This window comes from Kitasatospora sp. NPDC058190 (genome assembly GCF_042883685.1).
In the GTDB taxonomy this organism is placed as follows: domain Bacteria; phylum Actinomycetota; class Actinomycetes; order Streptomycetales; family Streptomycetaceae; genus Kitasatospora.
This window is the reverse complement of the sequence record NZ_JBHVVI010000024.1, coordinates 1-22,160: the sequence shown is the minus strand read 5'-3', so window position 1 is coordinate 22,160 and position 22,160 is coordinate 1. Positions and strand designations below refer to the sequence as shown.

The window sequence follows — 22,160 nt, the reverse complement described above, 5'->3', positions numbered from 1 at the left end:
ACGTGCCGTCCGAACGGGCGGTGACAGAACAGCAGCGCACTTTTGGAGACAGCCATGTCCGAGACCTCGTTCCGCCTCGCCGTCATCATCGCCAGCACCCGGCAGGGCCGCTTCGCGCCCACCGTCGCCGACTGGTTCGTCCGCACCGCCGGGCAGCGCGCGGACCTCGACATCGACGTCGTCGACCTGGCCGAGCACCCGCTGGCCCACGTGGGCGAGGAGCCCACCGCCGAGCAGGCCGAGCGGCACGCGGCCCTCTCGCCCCGACTGGCCGAGGCCGACGCCTTCGTGGTGATCACCCCGGAGTACAACCACAGCTTCCCGGCCGCCCTCAAGAACGCCATCGACCTGCACGGCGCCGAGTGGCGGGCCAAGCCGGTCGGCTTCGTCTCCTACGGCGGTCTCGGTGGCGGGCTGCGCGCGGTCGAGCAGCTCCGGCTGGTCTTCGCCGAGCTGCACGCCGTCACCGTCCGGGACACCGTCAGCTTCCACAACGTCTGGGGCCTCTTCGGCGAGGACGGCGAGCCGGTCGACCCGACCATCCAGAACGGCGCCGCCAAGGGCATGCTCGACCAGCTCACCTGGTGGGCGCACGCGCTCCGGGACGCCCGCACCGTCCGCCCGTACGGCGTCTGAACCGCGGCCGGGGGGGACGAAGAAGATGAGCACCGCCACCGAGCCCGTCACGGCCGGGACAGCCACCGACACGGCCGCTGCGGCCGCACCCGGCCCGCGCACCGCGGCCGTCGCCGCCGTCGTGGTCCTCGGCTCGCTGATGACCGTCCTCGACACCACGATCGTCAACGTCGCCCTCAACCGCCTCGCCGGGGACTTCGGTGCCCCACTGGCCACCATCCAGTGGGTCACCACCGGCTACACCCTGGCGCTCGCCACCGTCACCCCGGTCACCGCCTGGGCGATCGGACGGTTCGGCACCCGCCGCCTCTACCTGACCGCGCTCACCCTGTTCGTGCTCGGCTCGGCGCTCGCCGGCGCCGCCTGGGACGCCCCCTCGCTGATCGCCTTCCGCGTCCTTCAGGGCCTGGGCGGCGGCATGGTGATGCCGGTCGGGATGACCGTCCTGGTCCGCGCCTCCGACCCGGCCCGCACCGGCCGCACCATGAGCGTGCTCGGCATCCCGGTCCTGATCGGCCCGCTGGCCGGGCCGGTGCTCGGCGGCTGGCTGGTCGACGAGGCCTCCTGGCGCTGGGTCTTCCTGATCAACCTGCCGCTCGGCGCGCTCGCCCTCGCTCTCGCCGCCCGGCTGCTGCCCCGCGACGGCGGCGGCGCCCGCCGTCGTCTGGACCTGCCCGGCCTGCTGATGCTCTCCCCGGGCCTGGCCGCACTGATCTACGGGCTGGGCGCCGAGCGCGGACACCCCGCTGCCGCCGGAAGCCTGCTGCCCACCCTGGCCGGCGCGGCCCTGGTCGTCGGGTTCGTCGTCCGGGCGCTGACCGCGGGGGAACCGCTGATCGACCTGCGGCTGCTGGCCCGGCGCGCCTTCGCCGGGCCCGCCGCCACCATCGCCCTGTTCGGCTGCGGCTACTTCGGCTCGATGCTGCTGCTCCCGCTCTACTACCAGCTGGTGCGCGGCCAGAGCGCCACCGACGTCGGCCTGCTCGGCATCCCGCAGGCGCTCGCCACCGGCATCACCATGCAGTTCTCCGGCCGACTGTCCGACCGCTTCGCCCCCGGCCGGATCGTGCTCACCGGCACCGCCGTGGCCGCCACCGGCTTCCTCGGCTTCACCGTCCAAATCGCCGCCGACACCCCGTACCCTCGCCTGATCGCCGCCCTGGTGGTGATGGGGACAGGCATCGGCATGACGCTGATGCCGGCCATGGCGGCCGCCACCCGCAGCGTCGCCCCGGTCGAGGTCCCGGCCGCCACCACCCTGGTCACCATCGTCCAGCAGGTCTCCGGCTCGGTCGGCACCGCCCTGATGTCCGTCCTGCTCACCGGGGCGATGGCCGACCGGCTGCCGACCACGGTCACCGGCGGGGAGGCCGGCGGCGGACTGGCCGCGGTGCAGGCCCTGGACGGCGCCGCGCGGGCCGCGCTCGCCCCCGGCCTCGCGGACGCCTTCCGGGACACCTACGGCTGGGCCGTCGCCCTGCTCGCGCTCGCCCTGATGCCCGCGCTGCTGCTCTCCCGCCGCGCCCCGGGCGGCGCCGCCGGGAGCGCCACGTCAGGCCGAGTGCACACCTCCTGACGAACCGTGCAAGGACCAGCCGAAGGGCTTCGACCGGCGGGCTTCCGGGACCTGATCGTCCGCGCCCGCATCCAGCCGGACCAAGGGATTGCGCTGATCGGCCCACGGGGCTGAGCCGCTCGACTCGCGAACGCGCTGCTCAGCCCCGCCGCACGTCAGCGTAACGTTCCCATAACGTTCCCATGCGGGTGAACATCGGCGTGTAATCACCGCCACCAGACGGTCATTCGCCTACAGTTCTCGCAGGCAATTTCGACATTTCCGCAGGTCAGCGTCCCGCATCGCCCGACTGGGCCGTCAGATCAGAGGTGGGGCGGGTGGGACTCGAACCCACGACCAAGGGATTATGAGTCCCCTGCTCTAACCGGCTGAGCTACCGCCCCGGTTCGCCGCGCGCGCCGGTCGTCGGCCACGGCAGCAGCAGACGGCCCCGCGAGGCCGTCCCGGGCAGCATAGCCGGTCGATCACCCGTGGTGCGCGCCGGGGGCGTACCTGGGTGCGCGACGCGACGCGCCCCGGTGGGCGGCGCAGCCCGGCTGGCGCCGGGGGCCCGGTCCAGGGCAGCCTGGGCTGGTGACGATGCGTGGGACGGGAGCCGCGGCCGGGGCCCTGCTGCTGCTCGCGGCGGCGGGCTGCACCACCGCGGCGCGGCCGGGCGGGCTCGCCCCGACCGTCACCTCGGCGCCGCCCTCCCCCTCGGCCTCCGGCTCCGTGGACACCCACGGCTGGAGCAGCAAGCGGCTCAAGGGCGCGGTCGGCAAGCACACCGGGGTCACCCACACCGCCAAGCCCACCGTGCTCAACGGCCTGGTCGGGGCGGTGTTCACCCGCAATGCGGACGGTGACCACTTCTGCACCGCCAGCGTGGTGGACAGCGCCGGGCTCAACCTCATCGTCACCGCCGCCCACTGCGTCTGGGACCCGAAGCTCGGCCAGCGCAGCGACCTGGTCTTCGTCCCCGGCTACCGCAGCGGCGACACCCCCAGCGGCGTCTGGCCGCTGCTGGCGGTCACCGTGGACGACGGCTGGAAGAACGGCGCCGACCCGGACATGGACGTCGCCTTCGCGGTCGTCCAGGCCCAGAACGGGCAGCAGGTGCAGCAGGTGCTCGGCGCCAACAAGCTGGGCGTCAACCGCGGCTACCAGGTCCCGGTGCGGGTCACCGGCTACCCGGGCAGCAGCGACGTCCCGATCACCTGCTCCAACACCACCACCGAGCAGAGCCCCACCCAGCTGCGGATCGACTGCCCCGACTACACCGGCGGCACCAGCGGCAGCCCCTGGGTGACCGACTTCGACCCGAGCACCAGGACCGGCACCGTGGTCGGCGTGATCGGCGGCTACCAGGAGGGCGGCGACAGCCCGGACACCTCGTACAGCAGCTACTTCGGCGACCGGGTCCAGGCCCTCTACGACCGGGCCACCGGTTGAGCCGGACCGGAATCGAACACCCGGCAGTGGCGCCCACGGGCACGGCCTGGTAGATCTTCCTCACGAACGGCGGAACGCACGGCCCGGGTGCCCGCCCCGAGGAACGAGACGGAGCCCCGGATGGCGCCCCGCCCGGTACCGCCCGCGCGTACGGCCAAGGCGACCACGCTGGCCGCCCTGCTGCTGGCCGCCGGCACCGCGTGCGGCGGGCCGGACAAGCCGCCGAACGCGGAGGTCGCCCAGTCGAGCCCGGCCCGCGACCGGATCGGCACCCTGTCCATCCACACCGCGCAGGGCCCCCGGGCGTGCACCGCGAGCGTGGTGCACAGCCCCGGGCGCAATCTGCTGGTCACCGCGGCGCACTGCGTGCAGAACCAGCGGGTCGGCCTGCTCGACGGCCTGGTGTTCACCCCCGGCTACCGCAACGGATACACCCCGTACGGGACTTGGTCGGTGCAGTCGATCACCGTCGACCCCCGCTGGGCGCAGGACGACGACCCGGACTACGACGTGGCCTTCATCACCGTCCGCAGGGCCGACGGCCGACAGATCGAGGACGCGGTCGGCGGCAACCCGCTCGGCACGGCCCAGGGCGTCGGGCTGGCGGTCTCGGTGACCGGCTACCCGAACGAGAGCGACGAGCCGATCACCTGCTCGGTGAAGACCCGCTCGCAGAGCTCCACCCAGGAGCGCTTCGACTGCGGCGGCTACACCGACGGCACCAGCGGCAGCCCGTGGGTCACCGAGAGCGGCACGGTGGTCGGCGTGATCGGCGGCTACCAGGAGGGCGGCGACAGCCCGGGCACCTCGTACAGCGTCACCTTCGACCAGCGGGTCGCCGACCTCTACCGGAAGGCGACCACCTGAGCCGGACACCCCGGCCGGCCGACCGGACACCCCCGACCGGACACCCCCGACCGGGACGACAGCGGCCGGCGACGACGGTGGCCGGGGTGACGGACGCAACAGGGCCGCGACAACACGAAGGCCCCCCGGTCGTCCGAGGGGCCTTCGCTCTGAGCAGTCACCGGGCGGACCCGGTGCAGCTCCCGCAATTGGACTCGAACCAATAACCTGCCGGTTAACAGCCGGCTGCTCTGCCAATTGAGCTATGCGGGATCGCGATACACAACTTCCGTACCACGTGCAGGAAGTGGGCTCCTGAGGAGCCTCCTCCCGAGCTCCCCCAATTGGACTCGAACCAATAACCTGCCGATTAACAGTCGGCTGCTCTGCCAATTGAGCTATGGGGGATCGGCTTCCGCTTCGGCTCCCGTTTCCCGGGCTCCTCGGCGCTCGCTGCGGGACATACATTAGCGCACTCGGGGGGGTGGTCCGCCAATCGCTTTCCCCGGCCGCCCCGGACCGCCGTCCCGGCGCGCCCCGCGCGCGCCCGCGACGGCCCCCGGGGATGCTGGGGACGCGGACGGTTCGCCGTCCCGACCAACGGGTAGGGCAATGCGGCAGAAGGCCGCCAGGAGAGGGTGGGTCCGATCATGTGGAAGCTGTCGTTGGCCGTGGGTTTCGCGGCCGGCTACGTCCTGGGCTCGCGGGCCGGGCGCCAGCGCTACGAACAGATCGCCAAGGTCACCCGGCAGATCACCCAGAGCCCTGCGGTGCAGGGGGCGACGGACCGGGCGCGGCACCAGGCCGGCGCGGTCGCCGGGAAGGCGGCCGGCGCGGTCGCGGACCGGGTCGGGGGCCGGCTGCCGACCGCGGTCACCGACCGGGTGCCGTACCTCAACCGCACCCGGGCCGAGGACGACAGCTGGGGCACCTTCCGCCCGTGACCGGGCGGTGATGCCGGGGCCCGAGGTCGGGCCCCGGCAAAGGAACCCCCAACCGGGCGTTCCGAACCGGCAACGGCTCACCCGGCCCGGACGCGTCCCGGGCCGGGCTGGGGCATGATCTCGACATGGCCATCGTCGCGGGGATAGACAGCTCGACCAACCGCACCCGGATCGTCGCGTGCGACACCGACACCGGCGCCGTGCTGCGCTCCGGGAAGGCCCCCCATCCCGTCCCCGAGGACCAGGACCTCCGCGCGGGCGAGGCCGACCCGCAGATGTGGCTGCACTCACTCGGCGACGCCGCGACCGGCGGCCTGCTGGAGAGCGTCCGGGCGATCGGCGTCAGCGCGCAGCAGCACGGCATGATCGGCCTGGACGCGGGAGGGGTGCTGGTCCGACCCGCGATCCTGTGGCACGACCCGCGCTCCAGCGGCGCCGCCGCCAAGCTGCTGGACGCCCTCGGCGGCCCGGCCGCCTGGACCTCCGCGATCGGCGCGGTGCCCGGCCCCACCTACACCATCGCCAAGCTGCGCTGGCTGGCCGAGTTCGAGCCGGCCAACGCCCGCCGGGTCGCCGAGGTGCTGCTGCCGCACGACTGGCTGGTCTGGCAGCTGCTCGGCCACTCCAAGCGCCGCACCACCGACCGGGGCGACGCCTCCGGCACCGGCTACTGGTCCCCGATCACCGGCGGGTACCGGCAGGACCTGGTCGAGCTGGCGCTCGGCCACGAGCTCAAGCTGCCCGAGGTGCTCGGCCCCGCCGAACCCGCCGGGCACACCCCCGAGGGCCTGCTGATCTCGGCCGGCACCGGCGACAACATGGCCGCCGCGCTGGGCCTGGGCCTCGGCCCGGGCGACGCGGTGGTCTCGCTCGGCAGCACCGGGACGATCTTCGCGGTGCACGAGAAGGCCGTGGTGGACGCCTCCGGCCTGGTCTCCTCCTTCGCCGACGCGAGCGGGCACCACCTGCCGATGGTGGCCACCCTGAACGCCGCCCAGGTGCTGCGCTCCACCGCCGCCATGCTCGGTCTGGACCTGGACGGGTTGAGCGATCTCGCCCTGCACTCCTCCCCCGGCGCCTACGGCCTGGTGCTGCTGCCGTACCTGGACGGCGAACGCACCCCCGCGCTGCCGCACGCGGCCGGCACCCTGACCGGTCTGCGGGCCGAGGCGATGGCACCTCAGCACCTGGCCCGGGCCGCCGTCGAGGGCATGCTCTGCAACATCGCCGACGCGCTGGACGTGCTGCGCGCCCAGGGCGTGGGGATCAAGCGGGTCTTCCTGCTCGGTACGGCCGGCCGGCTGCCCGCCGTCCGGCACATCGCCCCGATGCTGTTCGGCGTCCCGGTCGTGGTGCCGGCGCCGGGCGCGCACGCCGCCCGCGGCGCCGCCCGGCAGGCGGCCTGGGCGCTGGCGGGCACCCCGGAGCCGCCGCAGTGGGAGCTGCCGGACGCCGAGACGGTCGAGCCGGACGGCGAGCAGGACCTCGCGATCGGCGCGGCGGTGCGCCGGCAGTACCGGGCCGCCCGCCACCAGATCCACCCGGAGGCGGCCTCGGGCCCGTCGGCCTGAGGCCGCCCGGGAGCCCTCAAACTGCCGGGGGCGGCGTTGGCTGGAGTCCGTCGCTGAAGATGCGTCACCCGACGACCGGTGGCAGCGTGGGTCGGAACACGGCCACCGACGCGAAGGGCGGCAGCATCCCATGGCCTTGCACAAAGGGGCCGGCAACGGCCGCCGGCTGAGCGTCAGTCCGTTCCTGGGCGTCACCGACCCGCTGGGCTCGATGCAGCTCGCCCCGCCCGTCCACCGGCTCGGCGACGGCCCGGTCGCGGCCGAAACCGCGTACCAGCTGATCCACGACGAGCTGATGCTGGACGGCAGCGCCAAGCTCAACCTGGCGACCTTCGTCACCACCTCGATGGAGGTGCAGGCCACCCGGCTGATGACCGAGTGCCTGGACAAGAACATGATCGACAAGGACGAGTACCCGCAGACCGCCGAACTGGAGCGGCGCTGCGTGGCCATCCTCGCCGACCTCTGGCACGCCCCCGACCCGGACCTCGCGGTCGGCTGCTCCACCACCGGCTCCAGCGAGGCCTGCATGCTCGCCGGGATGGCGCTCAAGCGCCGCTGGATGCGCCGCAACCCCGAGCGCTACGCGGCCGGCGCCCGGCCCAACCTGGTGATGGGCGTCAACGTCCAGGTGTGCTGGGACAAGTTCTGCACCTTCTGGGAGATCGAGGCCCGCACCGCGCCGATGGAGGGCGAGCGCTTCCACCTCGACGCCGAGCAGGCGGTCGCCCTGTGCGACGAGAACACCATCGGCGTGGTCGGCGTCCTCGGCTCCACCTTCGACGGGTCGTACGAGCCGATCGCGGAGATCTGCGCGGCCCTGGACGAGCTCCAGGAGCGCACCGGCCTGGACATCCCGGTGCACGTGGACGGCGCCTCCGGCGGCATGGTGGCGCCCTTCCTCGACCCGGAGCTGGTCTGGGACTTCCGGCTGCCCCGGGTGGCCTCGATCAACACCTCCGGGCACAAGTACGGCCTGGTCTACCCGGGCGTCGGCTGGGCACTGTGGCGCGACCAGGAGTCACTGCCGCAGGAACTGGTCTTCCGGGTCAACTACCTGGGCGGCGAGATGCCGACCTTCGCACTCAACTTCTCCCGGCCCGGCGCACAGGTCGCGGCGCAGTACTACATCCTCCTCCGACTCGGCCGGGAGGGCTTCAAGGCCGTCCAGGGCGCCTGTCGGGAGGTCGCCACCTATCTGGCCGGGGAGATCGGGAAGCTGGGCTGCTTCCGGCTGCTGACCCACGGTGACCAGCTACCGGTGTTCGCCTTCACCACCACCGAGGACGTGCCCTTCGACGTCTTCGACGTCTCGCGGCGACTGCGCGAGCGCGGCTGGCAGGTGCCCGCGTACACCTTCCCGGCGGACCGGGAGGACCTCTCGGTGCTCCGGGTGGTCTGCCGCAACGGCTTCTCCCGGGACCTCGCCGATCTGCTGCTGACCGACCTCAACCGGCTGCTGCCGGAGCTGCGGCGCCAGCCCGTCCCGCTCAAGGAACTCGGGATGCCCGTCCACGAGGGCTTCCACCACTGACGGCGCCACCACCCGGAGGGGCCGGTGGGAGGGTGCGGGGAAGCACCCTCCCACCGGGGTCCCGGCGTTCGGGGCAGCCTCCCCCCGCGAGGCTGCCCCGAACGGTGGGGGTATCCGGGACTCGGTGTCGGGCCACCACGGCCGACCGGCCGAGGCCCGAACGAAGCGGCCGGAGCGGCGAAATCGCACCGGCCAGAGAACTCTGCACCACGAACACGCGATTGTTCGAGCGTTCCGGGGGGTTGTGAGACACTTCCGTCCGTCTCAACGCCATGACCTGGAGTTTGAGACACCAGGCCGCTGAGGTTGGAGAAGGGTAGACACCGAACGGCCCGGGCCGGGCGTGCACTTCCTGCCCTGTCCCCCGTGTCCCGTCTCGCGACCTTGGAGGGCCGCATTGGCTTCCGCCTGGAAAGAACTGCCCGAGGAGCTCTCCCGACCCGCCCGGCGACTGGCGGAGGAACTCCGGGCCATCAAGGACACCGCCGGGCTCTCGCTGGCCGAACTGGCCACCCGGACCCACTACAGCCGGGCCTCCTGGGAGCGCTGGCTGAACGGCAAGCGGGTGGTGACCGAGCAGGCGTTGGAGGCGCTGGTCGGGGCGGTGGAGTGCGACGCGGCGGAGCTGCGGCGGCTGTGGCGGCTGGCGCTGGAGCCCGCCGCCGAGGAGCCGACCACTGAGGAGCCGACCGCCGAGGAGCCGACCGCTGACGCGCCTTCCGTCGAGGAGCCGGGCGAGGCTCCTGTGGCTGTTTCGGCCGTCACCGCTGCCACCGCCGCTACGGGCGAGGAGTCGGCGGCCGAGGAACTGCTGACCGGCGGACCTGCCGCCGAGGAGGCCGACCGCCCCGCCGTCGCCTGGTGGCGACGCCCGGCGGTGCTGTTCTCGGGCGCGGCGGTGCTGGCGCTGCTGCTGGTGCTGGTCGGCCTGCGGATCACCCGGCACCACGACGAGGCCTCCGCGGCCGACGCCCCGACCCCGCCCGCCGTCCCCAGCGCGATGCCCGTCCCGTCCGAGCCCGTCTGCCAGGCCCTCGGCTGCGCGCACAAGAACCCCCAGACCACCGGCTGCGGCAAGGACGCCCGGACGCTGCAGACCCAGGTCATCGGCAAGGTGGTCGTCTACCTCCGCTACAGCCAGACCTGTCAGGCCGCCTGGGCCGCGATCACCGAGGGTGAGCCCAAGGACTACGCGGTGATCACCGACAGCACCGGGGAGAGTGAGACGGCCCTCATCCACTGGGGCTACGACAACTACTCGATGATGCTGAACGCCGCGGACCCGGGGGTCGGCTTCCAGGTCTGCGGCTTCCAGCCGGCCGGGCACGACTGCACCACGACCGTCGTCAACCTGGCCTCGGTGGTGGCCTCCACCCCGATCCCGACCGGCTCCGCCTCACCGCCCCCGGGCGCCGGGGCCCCGGCGACGCCCGGTGGCTCGGCGAGCCCGGCCCAGGCCGCACAGAGCCCGTCCGCGTCTCCGTCCGCACCCTAGGCCCGGCCTAGTCGAGGTAGCCGCGCAGCTGCTCGGTGTAGGCGTGGTCGCGGAGCTTGACCAGTGTCTTGGACTCGATCTGGCGGATCCGCTCCCGCGTCACGCCGAACACCGCGCCGATCTCCTCCAGCGTGCGCGGGCGGCCGTCGTCCAGCCCGTAGCGGAGCTGGACGACCTGACGCTCCCGCTCGCCGAGGGTGGCCAGCACCGCGTCCAGGTGCTGGCGCAGCAGCAGGAAGGTCGCGGACTCGGCGGGCGAGGCGGCGTCGGCGTCCTCAATCAGGTCGCCGAGCGCGACGTCGTCCTGCTCGCCGACCGGGGTGTGCAGCGAGATCGGCTCCTGGGCCAGCCGGAGCAGCTCGCGCACCCGTTCCTCGGTGAGCTCCAGGGCGGTGCCGATGTCGGCCGCGGTCGGTTCCAGGCCGCGTTCCTGCAACAGCGCGCGCTGGACCCGGACGACCCGGTTGATCAGCTCGACCACGTGCACCGGCACCCGGATCGTCCGGGCCTGGTCGGCCAGCGCCCGGCTCATCGCCTGCCGGATCCACCAGGTCGCGTAGGTGGAGAACTTGAAGCCGCGGGCGTAGTCGAACTTCTCCACCGCCCGGATCAGGCCGAGGTTGCCCTCCTGGATCAGGTCCAGCAGGGTCAGCCCGCGGCCGACATAGCGTTTGGCGACGGACACCACCAGGCGCAGGTTCGCCTCGATCAGGCGGCGCTTGGCGATCCGGCCGAGGACCACCAGGGTGTCCAGCTCGCCGGCCAGCGGGTCGGGCGGCGGCGGATCCCCGTTCAGCTGCTCCTCGGCGAACAGCCCGGCCTCGATCCGGCGGGCCAGTTCGACTTCCTCAGGCGCGGTGAGGAGCCGGATCCGGCCGATTTCGCGCAGGTACTGGCGCAGCAGGTCGGCAGCCGGGCCGCCGCCCTCGGCGGGTTCGGGAGGCTCGGGGGGTTCTGGGGGCTCGTCCTCGTCGGCGGACTCGTCGGCGGCGTCGGCGGACTCGATGTCGGCGTCCGGGCTGTCGGGGTGCCCCTCCGGCAGGCCCTGGGCGGGGACCCGGGCGCCGGCCGGGGGCGCCGCCCCGGCCCGGCCGTGGTCTGTCTCCTGCTCCCCGGCCGGTTCGGCGGGTTCCGCCGGCTCGGTTCGTCTACTGGCGGTGGTCGCTGTGGCAAGGCCTTGGTCCACGGGCATCCCCTCGGGGCGGGCGCGACTCTGGCGGACCCGCGCTGTACGGAGGTGGGACGCCCTCCAGTGTGCGGTACGCCACACTCCGTGGCCGAGACTCGTGCGCCGACTTTCTGCGCAACGGGCTGGTGGAACAGCGGCGCCTACAGCGCCGCCGCGCCCCGGCTGCGGAGCTGCTGCCCGTACTGCTGGAGCTGCCACAGCTCGGTCTGCACCGCGTGCAGCTGCTCGGCGTCGGCCCGGTGGCCGAGCCGCTGGAGGTAGGCGCGGACCTCGTTGACCCGCCGGTCCACCGCGAGCAGGCGCAGCTTGACCAGGAACTCACCCGCGTAGACCGCGTCCGCCTTGCGGCGCGAGCGCACCGGCTCGACGGTCAGCTCGGTCACCAGCGAGCGCACCCGGTCGTCCGGGGAGGCCTCGCGCACCGCACCGGTGAAGTCGGGCAGGGTCGCCCCGTACGCGGCGCCGCCGGCCTTGGCGATGGCCTGCCGGACGGCGGTGTACGGCGGGGTCGGGAACTCGTCGTCGCCGTAGTGGTCGAAGGCCGGGCTGACCAGGTCCGGGTGCTGGAGCGCCAGCTTGAGCAGCTCGCGCTCGACGAACTGGGCCGGGTCGCGCGGGTTGAGCCGGAAGGCGGGCTGCGCGGGACGCTGCGGCTGGACCGGCTCGGGGCGGCGGGTGCCCGCGCCGCGCGGGTTCTGCTGGCGCTCGCGGTCCCAGCGGGCCAGCTGGGAGACCCGGCGGACCACGAAGGGCTCGTCCAGGATGCCGAGCATGCCGGCCAGGCGGACGGCGTACTCGTGCTGGATCGAGCGGTCCTTGATCTTGGCGACGATCGGGGCCGCCTCCTCCAGCGCCGCCGAACGCCCCTCCGGGGTGTCCACCCGGTGCCGGGCCACCACCGAGTTCAGCGCGAACTCGAACAGCGGGACCGGGTTGTCGATCAGCTGCTTGACCGCCTCGTCGCCCTGGGCCAGGCGCAGCTCACAGGGGTCCATGCCGCCCGGGCTGACCGCGATGGAGGTCTTGGCGGCGAACTTCTGGTCGTCCTCGAAGGCCCGCAGGGCGGCCTTCTGGCCGGCCGCGTCGCCGTCGAAGGTGAAGACCGTCTCACCCCGGTACTGCGAGGTGTCCATCAGCAGCCGGCGGATGATCTTGATGTGGTCCTCGGCGAAGGCGGTACCGCAGGTGGCCACCGCCGAGGTCACCCCGGCCAGGTGGCAGGCCATCACGTCGGTGTAGCCCTCGACCACCACCGCGCGGCCCGACTTGGCGATCTCCTTCTTCGCCAGGTCGATGCCGTACAGCACGTGGGACTTCTTGTAGATCGGCGTCTCGGGGGTGTTCAGGTACTTCGGGCCGTTGTCGTCCTCGCGCAGCCGGCGGGCGCCGAAGCCGACCACCTCGCCCGCGATGTCCCGGATCGGCCAGACCAGCCGGCCCCGGAAGCGGTCGATCAGGCCGCCGCGCTGGCCCTGCGAGGCCAGGCCGCCGAGCAGGATCTCCTTGTCGGTGAAGCCCTTGCCGCGCAGGAAACGGACCAGGTGCTCCCACCCCACAGGGGCGTAGCCGACGCCGAAGGCCTTCGCGGCCTCCTCGTCGAAACCGCGCTCGGCCAGGAAGCGGCGGCCGATCTCCGCCTCCGGCGAGGCCAGCTGCTCCTGGTAGTAGGCGGCGGCCACCTTGTGCGCCTCGACCAGCCGGGTCCGCTCGCCCTGCTGGTGGCGGGGGCTGTAGCCGCCCTCCTCGTAGCGCAGGGTGATGCCGGCCTGGGCGGCCATCCGCTCGACGGCCTCGGCGAAGGTGAAGTGCTCGATCTTCATCAGGAAGGCGATGGTGTCGCCGTTCTCCTGGCAGCCGAAGCAGTGGAAGACGCCCTTGGCGGGGTTCACGTAGAAGGAGGCGGACTTCTCGTCGTGGAAGGGGCAGACGCCCTTGTACTCGCCGCCGCCACCGTTGGTCAGCTGTACGTAGTCGCCGACCACCGCGTCGATCGGCAGTGCGCTGCGCACCGCCTGTACGTCTTCGTCCCTGATCCGCCCGGCCACCCCGGAAGTCTACTGGGGTGGCCGGGGTTTCGAGCCGTGGTACGGGGCCGGTGCCCGTTCCGCGCTCACGCCCAGGCGGCGCCGACGAGTCTGGCGTGCAGGGCGAGGGCCGAGGCGTCCGTCAGGGTGGCGATCTGGTCGACGACCGTGCGCAGCGCGGCGCGGTCGTCCTCGGCCTCGCGGTACATCGCGGCGAAGACCGGGTCCAGCCCCTCGGGGGCCCGCTGGGTGAGCACGTACGCCAGCTCGGCGATCACGATCCGCTGGCGGGCGCGCAGCTGGGCCTGCTCGTCGCGCTGCATGACGAAGCGGACGGCGACCGCCTTGAGCACCGCGCACTCCAGCCGGACGTCCCTGGGCACCACCAGCTCGGCGGTGTAGCGGGTGAGCCGGCCCGGGCCGTAGCGGGCGCGGGTGGCCTGCTCGGCGGCCAGGCAGAAACGGCCGATCAGCTGGCTGGTGAGGTCCTTGAGTCCGGCCCGGGCGCGCGCGGTGCCGTCGTAGCTGCGCGGCCACCAGTCCTGGGCGAGCAGCCGGTCCAGGGCGGCGGCCAGTTCCTCCGGCTCGGCGTCCGGGGCGTAGCGCTCGGCGACCTTGAACAGCTCGGCGCGCTCGCTCGGGGCGCGCAGCGCGGCCGGGTCGATGTGGCCGGCCTGGAGGCCGTCCTCGACGTCGTGGGTGGAGTAGGCCACGTCGTCGGACCAGTCCATCACGGTGGCCTCGAAGCACTTGCGCCCGGCCGGGGAGCCGGCCCGCAGCCAGCGGAAGACCGGCAGGTCGTCGGCGTAGACGCCGTACTTGTGCGAGGCCGGGTCGGTGGGGTGGGCGCCCTTGGTCCACGGGTACTTGGTGGCGGCGTCCAGGGCGGCCCGGGTCAGGTTGAGGCCGACGCTGCGGCCGGGCCAGGGGGCCAGCCTGGCCGCGGGCTGGCCGTCCTGGGGCGCGAAGCGCTTGGGTTCGAGCCGGGTGAGGATGCGCAGCGACTGGGCGTTGCCCTCGAAGCCGCCGCAGGCCTCGGCGGCCTGGTCGAGGGCCTCCTCGCCGGTGTGACCGAAGGGCGGGTGGCCGATGTCGTGGGCCAGGCAGCCGGTCTCCACCAGGTCCGGGTCGCAGCCCAGGGCCGCGCCCAACTCCCGGCCGACCTGGGCGCATTCGAGCGAGTGGGTGAGCCGGGTGCGCGGGAAGTCACTGCGCATCGGGGCGACCACCTGGGTGGTGCCGGCCAGCCGGCGCAGCGCCGCCGAGTGCAGCACCCGGGCGCGGTCGCGCTGGAACGCCGTACGGCCGGGGCGTTTGTCCGGTTCGGGGACCCAGCGGGCCTCGGCGGCGTGGTCGTACGGGAGCGGGGCGGCGAGGCGGTGCGTGGTGTCATCCATATGAATCTCACGGTACGCCGCGCCTCCGACACGCGGGGTGTGCCGCGCGCGAAGGGGCGCGGGCCGGGGCGTGAATGGTGAGCGGCGCGCTGGTGCCCCTCCCCGCTGACCGCTCGCACCCGGACGGCCCGGTTCCCGCACCGCTCCCCGGGGCGCGCTCAGCCCCGGACGGCCTTCAGCACCGCGGCGGCCGCCGCCTCCTGCCCCTTGGCGTTGGGGTGCACCGGCGCCAGTCCCCGGGCCGGGAAGGGCGGCTCGATCCAGCGGGTGTCCTCCCCCGCGCACATGTCGTGCCCGGCCGAGGGGCCCGCGGTGTCCACGAAGACCGCCCCGGCGGCCTCCGCGCGCTTCCTGAGCATCCCGTTGAGCTGCTGCTCCTTCTCCGCCAGGAAGCCCAGGTCCGCCGGCGCGAGCGTCGTACCGAGCACCGGCGCGCAGCTCGTCGGGTCGGCCGGGAACAGCGCCGGGTAGCCGACCACGTAGACCCGGGCCTGCGGGGAGCGCCGCCGGATCTCCTGGAGGATCTGGGAGACCTGCTCGCCGGTCGCGTCCACCCGGGCCTGCAGCTGGTCGCCGCCGCCGGTGGAGTAGTGCGCCCGGCAGGGCGCGTCCGCCCGATCGTCGCTGACCAGGCCCTTCACCGCGTCCACCAGGTTGTCCTTGGCGCACTCGGTGACGACCTGCATGAAGCCCGCGTCGTTGCCGCCGATCCCGACGGTGACCAGCCGGGTGGCCGGGGTCAGCGCGTCCAGCTGGGCCGGGTTGGGCCCGCCGTCGGTCTTCTGCGGGGACCGCAGGTCCCCGGTGCGGGCGCCGCTGCAGCTGACGTCCCGGAACTGCGCGGGCGGCAGGTCGAGCGCCTTCGCCAGCAGGGCGGGGTAGTTGACCCCGGAGCGGGAGCAGCCGCTGGGCTCGCCGACCTGCGGGGCGATCTTCATCCCCGCCGTGTACGAGTCGCCGAGCGCCACGTACGGGCCGGTGGGAGTCGGGGTGGGGGTCGGCGTGGGTGTCGGGGTCGCCTCGGCGGCCGGCCGGCCGGGCAGCGCGCCCGCGAAGCCCGGCGTCGAAGCGTCCGAACCGCCCCCGCCGCCGCACCCGGCCAGCAGCAGGGCGGCCACCCCGGCCGTCACGGCGACGGTCGGGCGTGTGGTCCTCGGCATGGCGTCCCTCCCGGGGTACGAGTGGCGGGCGGCTCCGTACGGCGGCCCGTCCCCGGGGCACCCCGGGGTCCAACGTACGGGCCCGCCGGATGACTCCCGGCAGGCCCCAACCGCGCCGCGCCGCCTACTCCGCGCCGCCTACTCCGCGCCGCGCTCGTGCTCGGCGAGGAACTCCTCGAAGCGCCGGCCCAGCTCGTCCGCCGAGGGCAGGTCGACCGGCTCGGCGAGCAGGCTCTCCCGGCCCTCCGCGCCCGCGACCGCGTCGTACTGGCCCTCCATGCCGCGGATCGCCGAGCGCAACTCGCCGTCCCCCTGGGAGAGCTGCTCCTCGATGTCGGCGTAGACCTCACCGACCCGCTCGCGCAGCAGCTTGCCGGGCAGCACCAGGCCGGTGGCGGACTGCACCGCCTCCAGGATCAGCACCGCGGCGGCCGGGTAGGCCGAACGGGCCACGTAGTGCGGAACGTGCACCGCGAAGCCCAGCACGTCGTGCCCGGCCTCGGCCAGGCGGTACTCCAGCAGGGCCTGGGCGCTGCCCGGGACCTGCGCCTGCTCGAACCACTGCGGGTAGCCCGCCGCGAGGTCGAGCCGGTTGCCGTGCGGGGTCAGGCCGACCGGGCGGGTGTGCGGCACGCCCATCGGGATGCCGTGGAAGTCCAGGACCAGGCGGACCTCGAAGCGTTCCACCAGCTCGCGGACGGCGCGCGTGAAGCGCTCCCACTCGACGTCCGGCTCGGGGCCGCTGAGCAGCAGGAACGGCGCGCCGGCGGCGTCGCGGACCAGCTGGAGCAGGATCTCCGGCGGGTCGTAGGACGTCCACTGCTCGCGGTCGAAGACCATCGCGGGGCGGCGGGCCCGGTAGTCGACCAGGCGGTCGTGGTCGAAGCGGGCCACCACCTGGGGCGAGCCCGTCTCCAGCAGGTGGGCCACCACCTGGCCGCCGGCCTCCCCGGCGTCCATGAAGCCCTCGAAGTGGTGGAGCAGCACCAGGCCGGCTCCGGTGTCGCGCAGCTCCGCGGTGGCCGCGGCCACCGCAGCCACGCCCTGCTGATCCAGCTCGTACAGCGCCTGGAAGTCACGCACCGCGCACCCATCCCCGTTCTCTGCTCGTCCCGATCCGACCGGCTCTCATCCCCTCCAGCGTGCCGGGCGGCGCCGGAATTCCCGCTGCGGCGAACGGTCCGTCGGACGACCCGGCCGACGACCCGGCGGGCGGCTCGCTCGAGGGCCGTTGCCGACCGCTCCGGACCATGATCGCACCCGAAGGAAAAGCCCCTGGTCACGGGTGTTCAGCAGGCCGATCCGGGGCGCGCCGCGGCGGCCCGCGCCGCCATTCGCGTGCCGCGAAGTGACGCACCGCCTTCTGGCGGGTATCGTCCTCTCGCTGCCTCGCATCGTCGCGTCGTCGTCACGTCGTCCGTAACGCCGTCGATCACGACCCGGATCGGTACTCTGGCAGACACCCACGACGCATCTTGCCTTCACCTGGCCGCCTGCTTCCCTTCGCGCTCTCGTTTCCTCCTCGGCCATTTCGCGGACGACACTGTCCCCTCGCACTTCCCGCCGGACCGGTCCGAGGACCCGTGTCCGTTCCGGCACCCTGCGCCGCCCGTTCCGGGCCCCCGCCCCACCCGACCGGAATCCTCCGGCGTACACGGGTACCCGGAGGACGGAAACCGGAGCGGGGCGAAGTCAGTCCACCGCACCCCGTGCCGCACCCCGGCGCGGGAGGCACCCTACGACCGATGAAGGACCGAAGGTTCCGTGCCCGTACCTGTCATCCTCACCGGCCGCACCGTGCGGCTGGAGCCCCTCGCCGCGCACCACGCCGAGGCCATCGCCACGGCCGGCGCCGAGGACCGTACGACCTACGCCTTCACCCCCGTCCCGCACGGCCTGGAAGCCGCCCGCGACTACATCGCGCGGGCGCTCGCCGACCAGGCCGCGGGCCGGTCGCTGCCGTTCGCGACGGTGAACGTCGCCGACGGCCGGGTGGTCGGCTCCACCCGGTTCCTGGAACTCGACTACTGGCAGGGCCCGATGGTGTGGCCGCCGGTGCCCGGCGTGCCGTTCGGCGATCCGGAGACGGCCGTCCCGGACGCCGCCGAGATCGGCAACACCTGGCTCTCGCCGCGCGCCCAGGGCACCGGCATCAACACCGAGGCCAAGCTGCTGATGCTGCGGCACGCCTTCGAGACCTGGGGCGTGCAGCGGATCTCGCTGCGCGCGGACGCCCGCAACCTGCGCTCGCGGGCCGCGATCGAGCGGCTCGGGGCCACCTCCGAGGGCGTCCGCCGGGCGCACTCGCGCGGGCTGGACGGGGTGGTGCGCTCGACCGCGTTCTACTCGATCCTGGACTCCGAGTGGCCCGCCGTCCGGGACATCATCGAGCTGCGGATCGCCGCCGCCACCTCGCCGAGCGCCCCGGATCCGGCGATCAACCAGGAGTGCCTTAGACAAGGCGGCAGCGGCGCCGGGCAGCTGATGATCACGGCCTGAGGGGGTTACGGCCAGCCGTAACCCTCCGCGGCCAGGCCGAGGACGGCCGCGAGGCCCTCCGGGTCGGGAGCGCCCTTGTACCGGTCGGGATGCTGCTCGGTGAGGGCCGAGACCGGTCGCCAGCCGCCGCCCTTCACCGGGGCGACCCGGACGCTCCAGATCCCGAAGCCGGTCCAACTGCGGTGCAGGTGCAGCACGCCCTCGGACGTGTAGGACTCCCACTTGTGCTCCATCACCTGGGAGCGCAGCCCGGAACGGATCCGCCGCCACTGTTCCTCGGTCCAGACCACGTCCGGCACCGGGCAGGGGCGGGGCAGCAGCATCGGCTTCAGGTGGTCCTGCGATCGCGTCGGGGCGGGCCGGACGGTACCCGCCGTGTGGGGCAGCCAGTCGGGCAGCGACTCGCGGGCGGCCATCCACGCTGCCGGGATGCCCTGGGTACCGGTGTGGGCGGCGACCACCCCTCCGGTGATCGCGGCCACGGTGTCCATGTCGCCGCCGGGCGCGATCGCCTCCCAGATCGCCGCCCGGTAGTCGACCAGCCGGCGGGTGGCGCACCAGAGCGCGTACGGGACGGTGTCGACCGCGGAGGTCCGGCTGCCGTTGCCGAGCACCTTGGCGGCGACCAGCGGGTCCGGTTCGGCGAGCAGGCCGATCGCCTCGGTCAGACCGTCGCGGACCGCCCCGCGCGGGGTCAGCTCGGCGACCGCCGCCAGGAAGGTGTTCGGCGTCATGGTCTCGGTCCGGGCCCGCACCGCGTACGCGGCCGCCACCGCGACCGCGATCGCGCCGTCCACCGCCTGCGGGTGGGCATGGGTGATCACCGCGGTGTCGGCGGCGGGCCGGACCACGGCGGATGGGTCATCCGCGTAAGCCGCCCCCAGCGGAGCGACCCGCATCGCCGCGCCGTTGCCGTACGAGCCCTGGCCGTCGAAGAGTTCGGCGGCCAGGGCCTTCGCGTCGCCGCCTTCCCGGATCAGCCGGAGCAGCCGGTTGGCAGCGGGGCCGTAGCCGCGGTCGAAGTCGTGTCGGCGGGCGAAGGCGTGGGTGAGGTCGAAGGTGTCGATCGTGCCGCGTTCGCGGTGGGCGGCGTACACCGAGCAGGCCATCTCGGTGTCGTCGGTCCACGGCCAGGGGCCGGGCGGTTCGGTACGGGAGGCGTGGTGGGCCCGGGCGGTTTCCGGGACGAAGAACTGGGCGCCGAGGGCGTCACCGACGGAGAGGCCGTTGAGCGCGTCGAGCGCGGGGCCGTGGGATTCGGTCATCATGTGCTCCCAAGCTGATCCGCTGAACCGCCGTTTCGTCAACTCCGTTACGCCGGCACCCCCGACGGGGGATGTTTCGCATACCTCCGATCCGGGCGGGCAGCACCCGGGGCATGACCCGCGCGAACCCCCTCGACCCCGTCGTCCTGCTCGGCGCCGACCAGCAGCACATCGCCACCCGGGCGCAGCTGCGCCGACTCGGCGTTCCCTCCGGCACCATCGCCCACCGGCTACGGCCGGGCGGGCCGTGGCAGCAGGTGCTGCCGCGGGTGATCTGCCTGCAGAGCGGACGATTGACTGTTCATCAGAAACTGCGGGCCGCGCTGGCGTACGCGGGTCCGAAGGGGCGGGAGCCGCAGCCCGGGGAGGTGCTGCTGACCGGGCTCGCGGTGCTGGCCGACGCGGGGCTGCCGAGCGCCGGGCACCCGGCCGACCTCGGCGAGGTGGACGTCCTGATTCCCGGCCAACGCCGAGTGGCCGACCGGGAGTTCGTCCGGATCCACCGGGCGTCCGGGGCGATGCCGGGCGGGGTCGAGCGGGACGACGGGCTGTGGAGCGCCACGGTCGCGCGGGCGCTGGCGGACCTCGCGCCGCAGGAGACCGGGCCGCGCCGGTTCCGGGCGCTGTGCGCCGAGGCCGTGCAGCGGCGGCACTGCGAACTCGGCGAGCTGCTGGACCAGTTGCTGGCCCGGCCGGGCGCATTGGCGCTGCCGCAGGTGGCCCTGGTGGTGGAGGACCTGACCGCCGGGGTCCGCTCGGTGGTGGAGGGCGAGGCCCGCGAAGTGCTTTCCGGCGCGGGTCTGCCCGAGCCGCTCTGGAACCCGGTGCTCTTCCTGGACGGCCGCTTCCTCGCCGTCCCGGACGCCTACTGGCCGCACGCCTGCGTGGCGCTGGAGATCGACTCCCGCGCCTACCACCTGCGCCCGGCCGACCACGAACGCGGCCTCGCCCGAGCCAACCGGCTCACCGCCGCCGGCCTGCCGGTGGTCCGCACCACCCCGGTCCAGCTGCGCCGCGACCCGGCACCGGTGCTGCACGAGCTGACCGCCCTGCTCACCACCGGCCCCCACGGCCGGCACCACCGCATCACCTGGCGCCGGGCGCGGTGACCTCGTCGGCTTGTCAGGCGTGTTGGGCCCCGGCGGCTTCGGCGGCGGCGACCAGTCGCTGGAGTTCGGCGAGGTGGCCGGCGAGTGCGGCGCGGCCCTCGCGGGTGGCGGCGAGCCAGGTGCGCGGGCGCTTGCCGACGTAGCCCTTCTTCACCTGCACGTACCCAGCCTGTTCGAGGGCGGTGGCGGCCTTGCTGAGGACGGAGTCGGAGACCTCGCAGTGGTCCCGGACGGCGCCGAACTCGGCCTCGCGGCAGGCGCCGAGGAAGGCGAGCACGGTGAGCCGGGTGGCGTGCTGGAGGAGCGGGTCGAGGGCGGCGGGCATCAGCTGTTCTCCCGCATGTGTCGGACGCGGTGGTTGAGTCGGTCCATCGCGATCCAGAAGGCCGTGCCGGCCGCGATCCCGGCCGCCGCCCCCATCCAGCGCGGGTCGCCGCCGGCCAGCCGGGCGAGCGCCAGCGCGCCCAGGCCCGCCGCGCTCACCCCGAGCACCGCCAGCACGACCGGAACACCGAGACCGGGGGCGCTCCCGCGCGGCACGACCCCGCTCCGGCGCACCGCGATCCGGGCGGCGACCCCGCCGAGCGAGCCCGGCAGCGCGCCGAGGACCGCGATCAGCCAGACCTGTTCGGCCACGATGGCCTGGCCGACCGCGAGCCCGACCACGGCGAAGCCGGCCGCGATCACCGGCCCGTACCAGCGGGGCAGTTGCTGTGCCCGCCGGGCGGCCGCCCCGGCGCGGTCGGCCAGGCGTAGCGCCTCGGCGGCGGACAGGTCAGCAGGAATCGACTCGCCCATGGAATCCCCCTCGTAGCGATGGTGATTCCACTATGGCACTAACTTTCCGAGCTGGAAAGTACTTTCCACAAGCCGCCGGTTCAGCAGCGCGGGTCGATCTCCTGGAAGGTGACGTAGTGGTCCGGGGACCAGTACTGCTCGCCCGAACCGCCGGTGACGACGCGACGGGTGCCGCGGTCGTTGGAGCCCGGGGTGACCACGGTGAACTCGTGGTAGTAGCCGTCGGCCTTCTTCGGCAGGCGGCTCTCGCGGTTCTCGAAGACGATGCCGTCGCGGTTGTACGGGTAGGGGCCGTTCCTGGCGATCAGGGTGAGGGTGTCCTGGGCCTGGCTGGGGAGCTTGGTGCGGCAGACGTCGGCCAGCGCCGGGTCGGCGGGGACCCAGCTGCCGGCGGTGGCGGGGGTGCCGCCGCCGGACGGCGGGGTGGGCTTGGGGGCCGAGGGCTTCGCCGCGGTGGTGGCGCTCGCGGCGGCCTTGGGGTGGCTGCTGCCACCCTTGCCGGCGAGCAGGTAGCCGGCTCCGGCGAGGACCGCCAGGATCAGGACGGCCACGACGACGAGCGGGCTCTTGCTTCTGGTCATGCGGTCCAGCTTGGCAGCCGGCGACGTCCGGCTCAGCCAGTCACACACATGACGGACACCACACGAACGTACGGCCGGGCGGGGACGGACGCCGTTGTCCGTCCC

At 73.8% G+C, this 22,160-nt stretch carries 19 protein-coding genes and 3 tRNA genes; 10 read left to right on the top strand and 12 right to left on the bottom strand.

What is annotated here, in order from left to right:
• The first annotated feature begins 54 nt into the window (after positions 1-54).
• Together ACFVWU_RS14085 and ACFVWU_RS14080 are read left to right on the top strand one after the other, a co-directional pair.
• Positions 55-636, top strand: coding sequence for an NADPH-dependent FMN reductase (locus ACFVWU_RS14085; protein WP_387619547.1), 582 nt, complete (start codon positions 55-57; stop codon positions 634-636).
• Between the two features lie 25 nt (positions 637-661).
• Entirely contained in the window at positions 662-2,212 is a 1,551-nt protein-coding gene (locus ACFVWU_RS14080; protein ID WP_387619545.1) for a DHA2 family efflux MFS transporter permease subunit, read from the top strand.
• Between the two features lie 309 nt (positions 2,213-2,521).
• Here ACFVWU_RS14080 and ACFVWU_RS14075 read toward each other — a convergent pair.
• A tRNA-Ile gene (locus ACFVWU_RS14075) sits at positions 2,522-2,595 on the bottom strand.
• 196 nt (positions 2,596-2,791) lie between these two features.
• On the opposite strand from ACFVWU_RS14075, the gene ACFVWU_RS14070 reads away from it, so the two are divergent.
• Together ACFVWU_RS14070 and ACFVWU_RS14065 are read left to right on the top strand one after the other, a co-directional pair.
• Complete coding sequence (locus ACFVWU_RS14070; RefSeq protein ID WP_387619682.1) at positions 2,792-3,643, top strand: trypsin-like serine peptidase; 852 nt, start codon at positions 2,792-2,794, stop codon at positions 3,641-3,643.
• 120 nt (positions 3,644-3,763) lie between these two features.
• A complete protein-coding gene (locus tag ACFVWU_RS14065; RefSeq protein WP_387619542.1) occupies positions 3,764-4,510 on the top strand; it encodes a trypsin-like serine peptidase in 747 nt (248 codons plus the stop codon).
• 179 nt (positions 4,511-4,689) lie between these two features.
• On the opposite strand, the gene ACFVWU_RS14060 is transcribed toward ACFVWU_RS14065, so the two are convergent.
• A tRNA-Asn gene (locus ACFVWU_RS14060) sits at positions 4,690-4,762 on the bottom strand.
• Between the two features lie 62 nt (positions 4,763-4,824).
• Positions 4,825-4,897: transfer RNA gene (locus tag ACFVWU_RS14055), tRNA-Asn, on the bottom strand.
• A gap of 242 nt (positions 4,898-5,139) precedes the next feature.
• Between ACFVWU_RS14055 and ACFVWU_RS14050 the strand changes: the two genes are divergently transcribed.
• The 4 genes from ACFVWU_RS14050 to ACFVWU_RS14035 all read left to right on the top strand — a co-directional run bounded on the left by ACFVWU_RS14050 (position 5,140) and on the right by ACFVWU_RS14035 (position 10,033).
• Complete coding sequence (locus tag ACFVWU_RS14050) at positions 5,140-5,433, top strand: hypothetical protein (protein WP_387619539.1); 294 nt, start codon at positions 5,140-5,142, stop codon at positions 5,431-5,433.
• Between the two features lie 125 nt (positions 5,434-5,558).
• Positions 5,559-7,004, top strand: a complete 1,446-nt coding sequence (locus ACFVWU_RS14045) for an FGGY family carbohydrate kinase (RefSeq protein WP_387619537.1) — start codon at positions 5,559-5,561, stop codon at positions 7,002-7,004.
• Positions 7,005-7,134: 130 nt separating this feature from the next.
• Positions 7,135-8,538 (top strand): glutamate decarboxylase, encoded by a 1,404-nt coding sequence (locus ACFVWU_RS14040; RefSeq protein WP_387619534.1) that lies wholly within the window; start codon positions 7,135-7,137, stop codon positions 8,536-8,538.
• Positions 8,539-8,935: 397 nt separating this feature from the next.
• Positions 8,936-10,033: a DUF2690 domain-containing protein gene (locus ACFVWU_RS14035; protein WP_387619531.1), complete on the top strand. Its 1,098-nt coding sequence runs from the start codon at positions 8,936-8,938 to the stop codon at positions 10,031-10,033.
• A gap of 7 nt (positions 10,034-10,040) precedes the next feature.
• Here ACFVWU_RS14035 and ACFVWU_RS14030 read toward each other — a convergent pair whose 3' ends face one another.
• From ACFVWU_RS14030 to ACFVWU_RS14010, 5 genes are all read right to left on the bottom strand, one after another.
• Entirely contained in the window at positions 10,041-11,225 is a 1,185-nt protein-coding gene (locus tag ACFVWU_RS14030) for an RNA polymerase sigma factor (RefSeq protein WP_387619528.1), read from the bottom strand.
• Positions 11,226-11,362: 137 nt separating this feature from the next.
• The gene (gene dnaG, locus ACFVWU_RS14025) at positions 11,363-13,267 is read right to left on the bottom strand and encodes a DNA primase (RefSeq protein ID WP_387619525.1); all 1,905 of its coding nucleotides are present in this window, start codon (positions 13,265-13,267) and stop codon (positions 11,363-11,365) included.
• A 65-nt stretch (positions 13,268-13,332) separates the two neighbouring features.
• Complete coding sequence (locus ACFVWU_RS14020; protein ID WP_387619522.1) at positions 13,333-14,643, bottom strand: deoxyguanosinetriphosphate triphosphohydrolase; 1,311 nt, start codon at positions 14,641-14,643, stop codon at positions 13,333-13,335.
• Between the two features lie 158 nt (positions 14,644-14,801).
• Positions 14,802-15,803 (bottom strand): SGNH/GDSL hydrolase family protein, encoded by a 1,002-nt coding sequence (locus ACFVWU_RS14015; RefSeq protein WP_387619520.1) that lies wholly within the window; start codon positions 15,801-15,803, stop codon positions 14,802-14,804.
• A 138-nt stretch (positions 15,804-15,941) separates the two neighbouring features.
• Positions 15,942-16,886, bottom strand: coding sequence for a PAC2 family protein (locus ACFVWU_RS14010; RefSeq protein ID WP_387619517.1), 945 nt, complete (start codon positions 16,884-16,886; stop codon positions 15,942-15,944).
• Between the two features lie 681 nt (positions 16,887-17,567).
• Between ACFVWU_RS14010 and ACFVWU_RS14005 the strand changes: the two genes are divergently transcribed.
• On the top strand, positions 17,568-18,302 hold the full coding sequence (locus ACFVWU_RS14005) for a GNAT family protein (protein ID WP_355669436.1): 735 nt from the start codon (positions 17,568-17,570) through the stop codon (positions 18,300-18,302).
• Between the two features lie 5 nt (positions 18,303-18,307).
• On the opposite strand, the gene ACFVWU_RS14000 is transcribed toward ACFVWU_RS14005, so the two are convergent.
• Positions 18,308-19,567: an ADP-ribosylglycohydrolase family protein gene (locus tag ACFVWU_RS14000; protein ID WP_387619514.1), complete on the bottom strand. Its 1,260-nt coding sequence runs from the start codon at positions 19,565-19,567 to the stop codon at positions 18,308-18,310.
• A 113-nt stretch (positions 19,568-19,680) separates the two neighbouring features.
• Here ACFVWU_RS14000 and ACFVWU_RS13995 point away from each other — a divergent pair, with 113 nt between their 5' ends.
• Positions 19,681-20,676 carry a hypothetical protein gene (locus ACFVWU_RS13995; protein WP_387619511.1) on the top strand — a complete coding sequence of 332 codons (996 nt, stop codon included), beginning with the start codon at positions 19,681-19,683 and terminating at the stop codon, positions 20,674-20,676.
• 13 nt (positions 20,677-20,689) lie between these two features.
• Here ACFVWU_RS13995 and ACFVWU_RS13990 read toward each other — a convergent pair whose 3' ends face one another.
• The 3 genes from ACFVWU_RS13990 to ACFVWU_RS13980 form a co-directional block, all read right to left on the bottom strand.
• Positions 20,690-21,001: a transcriptional regulator gene (locus ACFVWU_RS13990; RefSeq protein WP_387619509.1), complete on the bottom strand. Its 312-nt coding sequence runs from the start codon at positions 20,999-21,001 to the stop codon at positions 20,690-20,692.
• A complete protein-coding gene (locus ACFVWU_RS13985) occupies positions 21,001-21,474 on the bottom strand; it encodes a hypothetical protein (RefSeq protein WP_387619506.1) in 474 nt (157 codons plus the stop codon). Before ACFVWU_RS13985 ends, ACFVWU_RS13990 begins: the two co-directional genes overlap by 1 nt.
• Positions 21,475-21,554: 80 nt before the next feature.
• A complete protein-coding gene (locus tag ACFVWU_RS13980) occupies positions 21,555-22,055 on the bottom strand; it encodes a ribonuclease (protein ID WP_387619503.1) in 501 nt (166 codons plus the stop codon).
• Between the last annotated feature and the right edge of the window lie 105 nt (positions 22,056-22,160).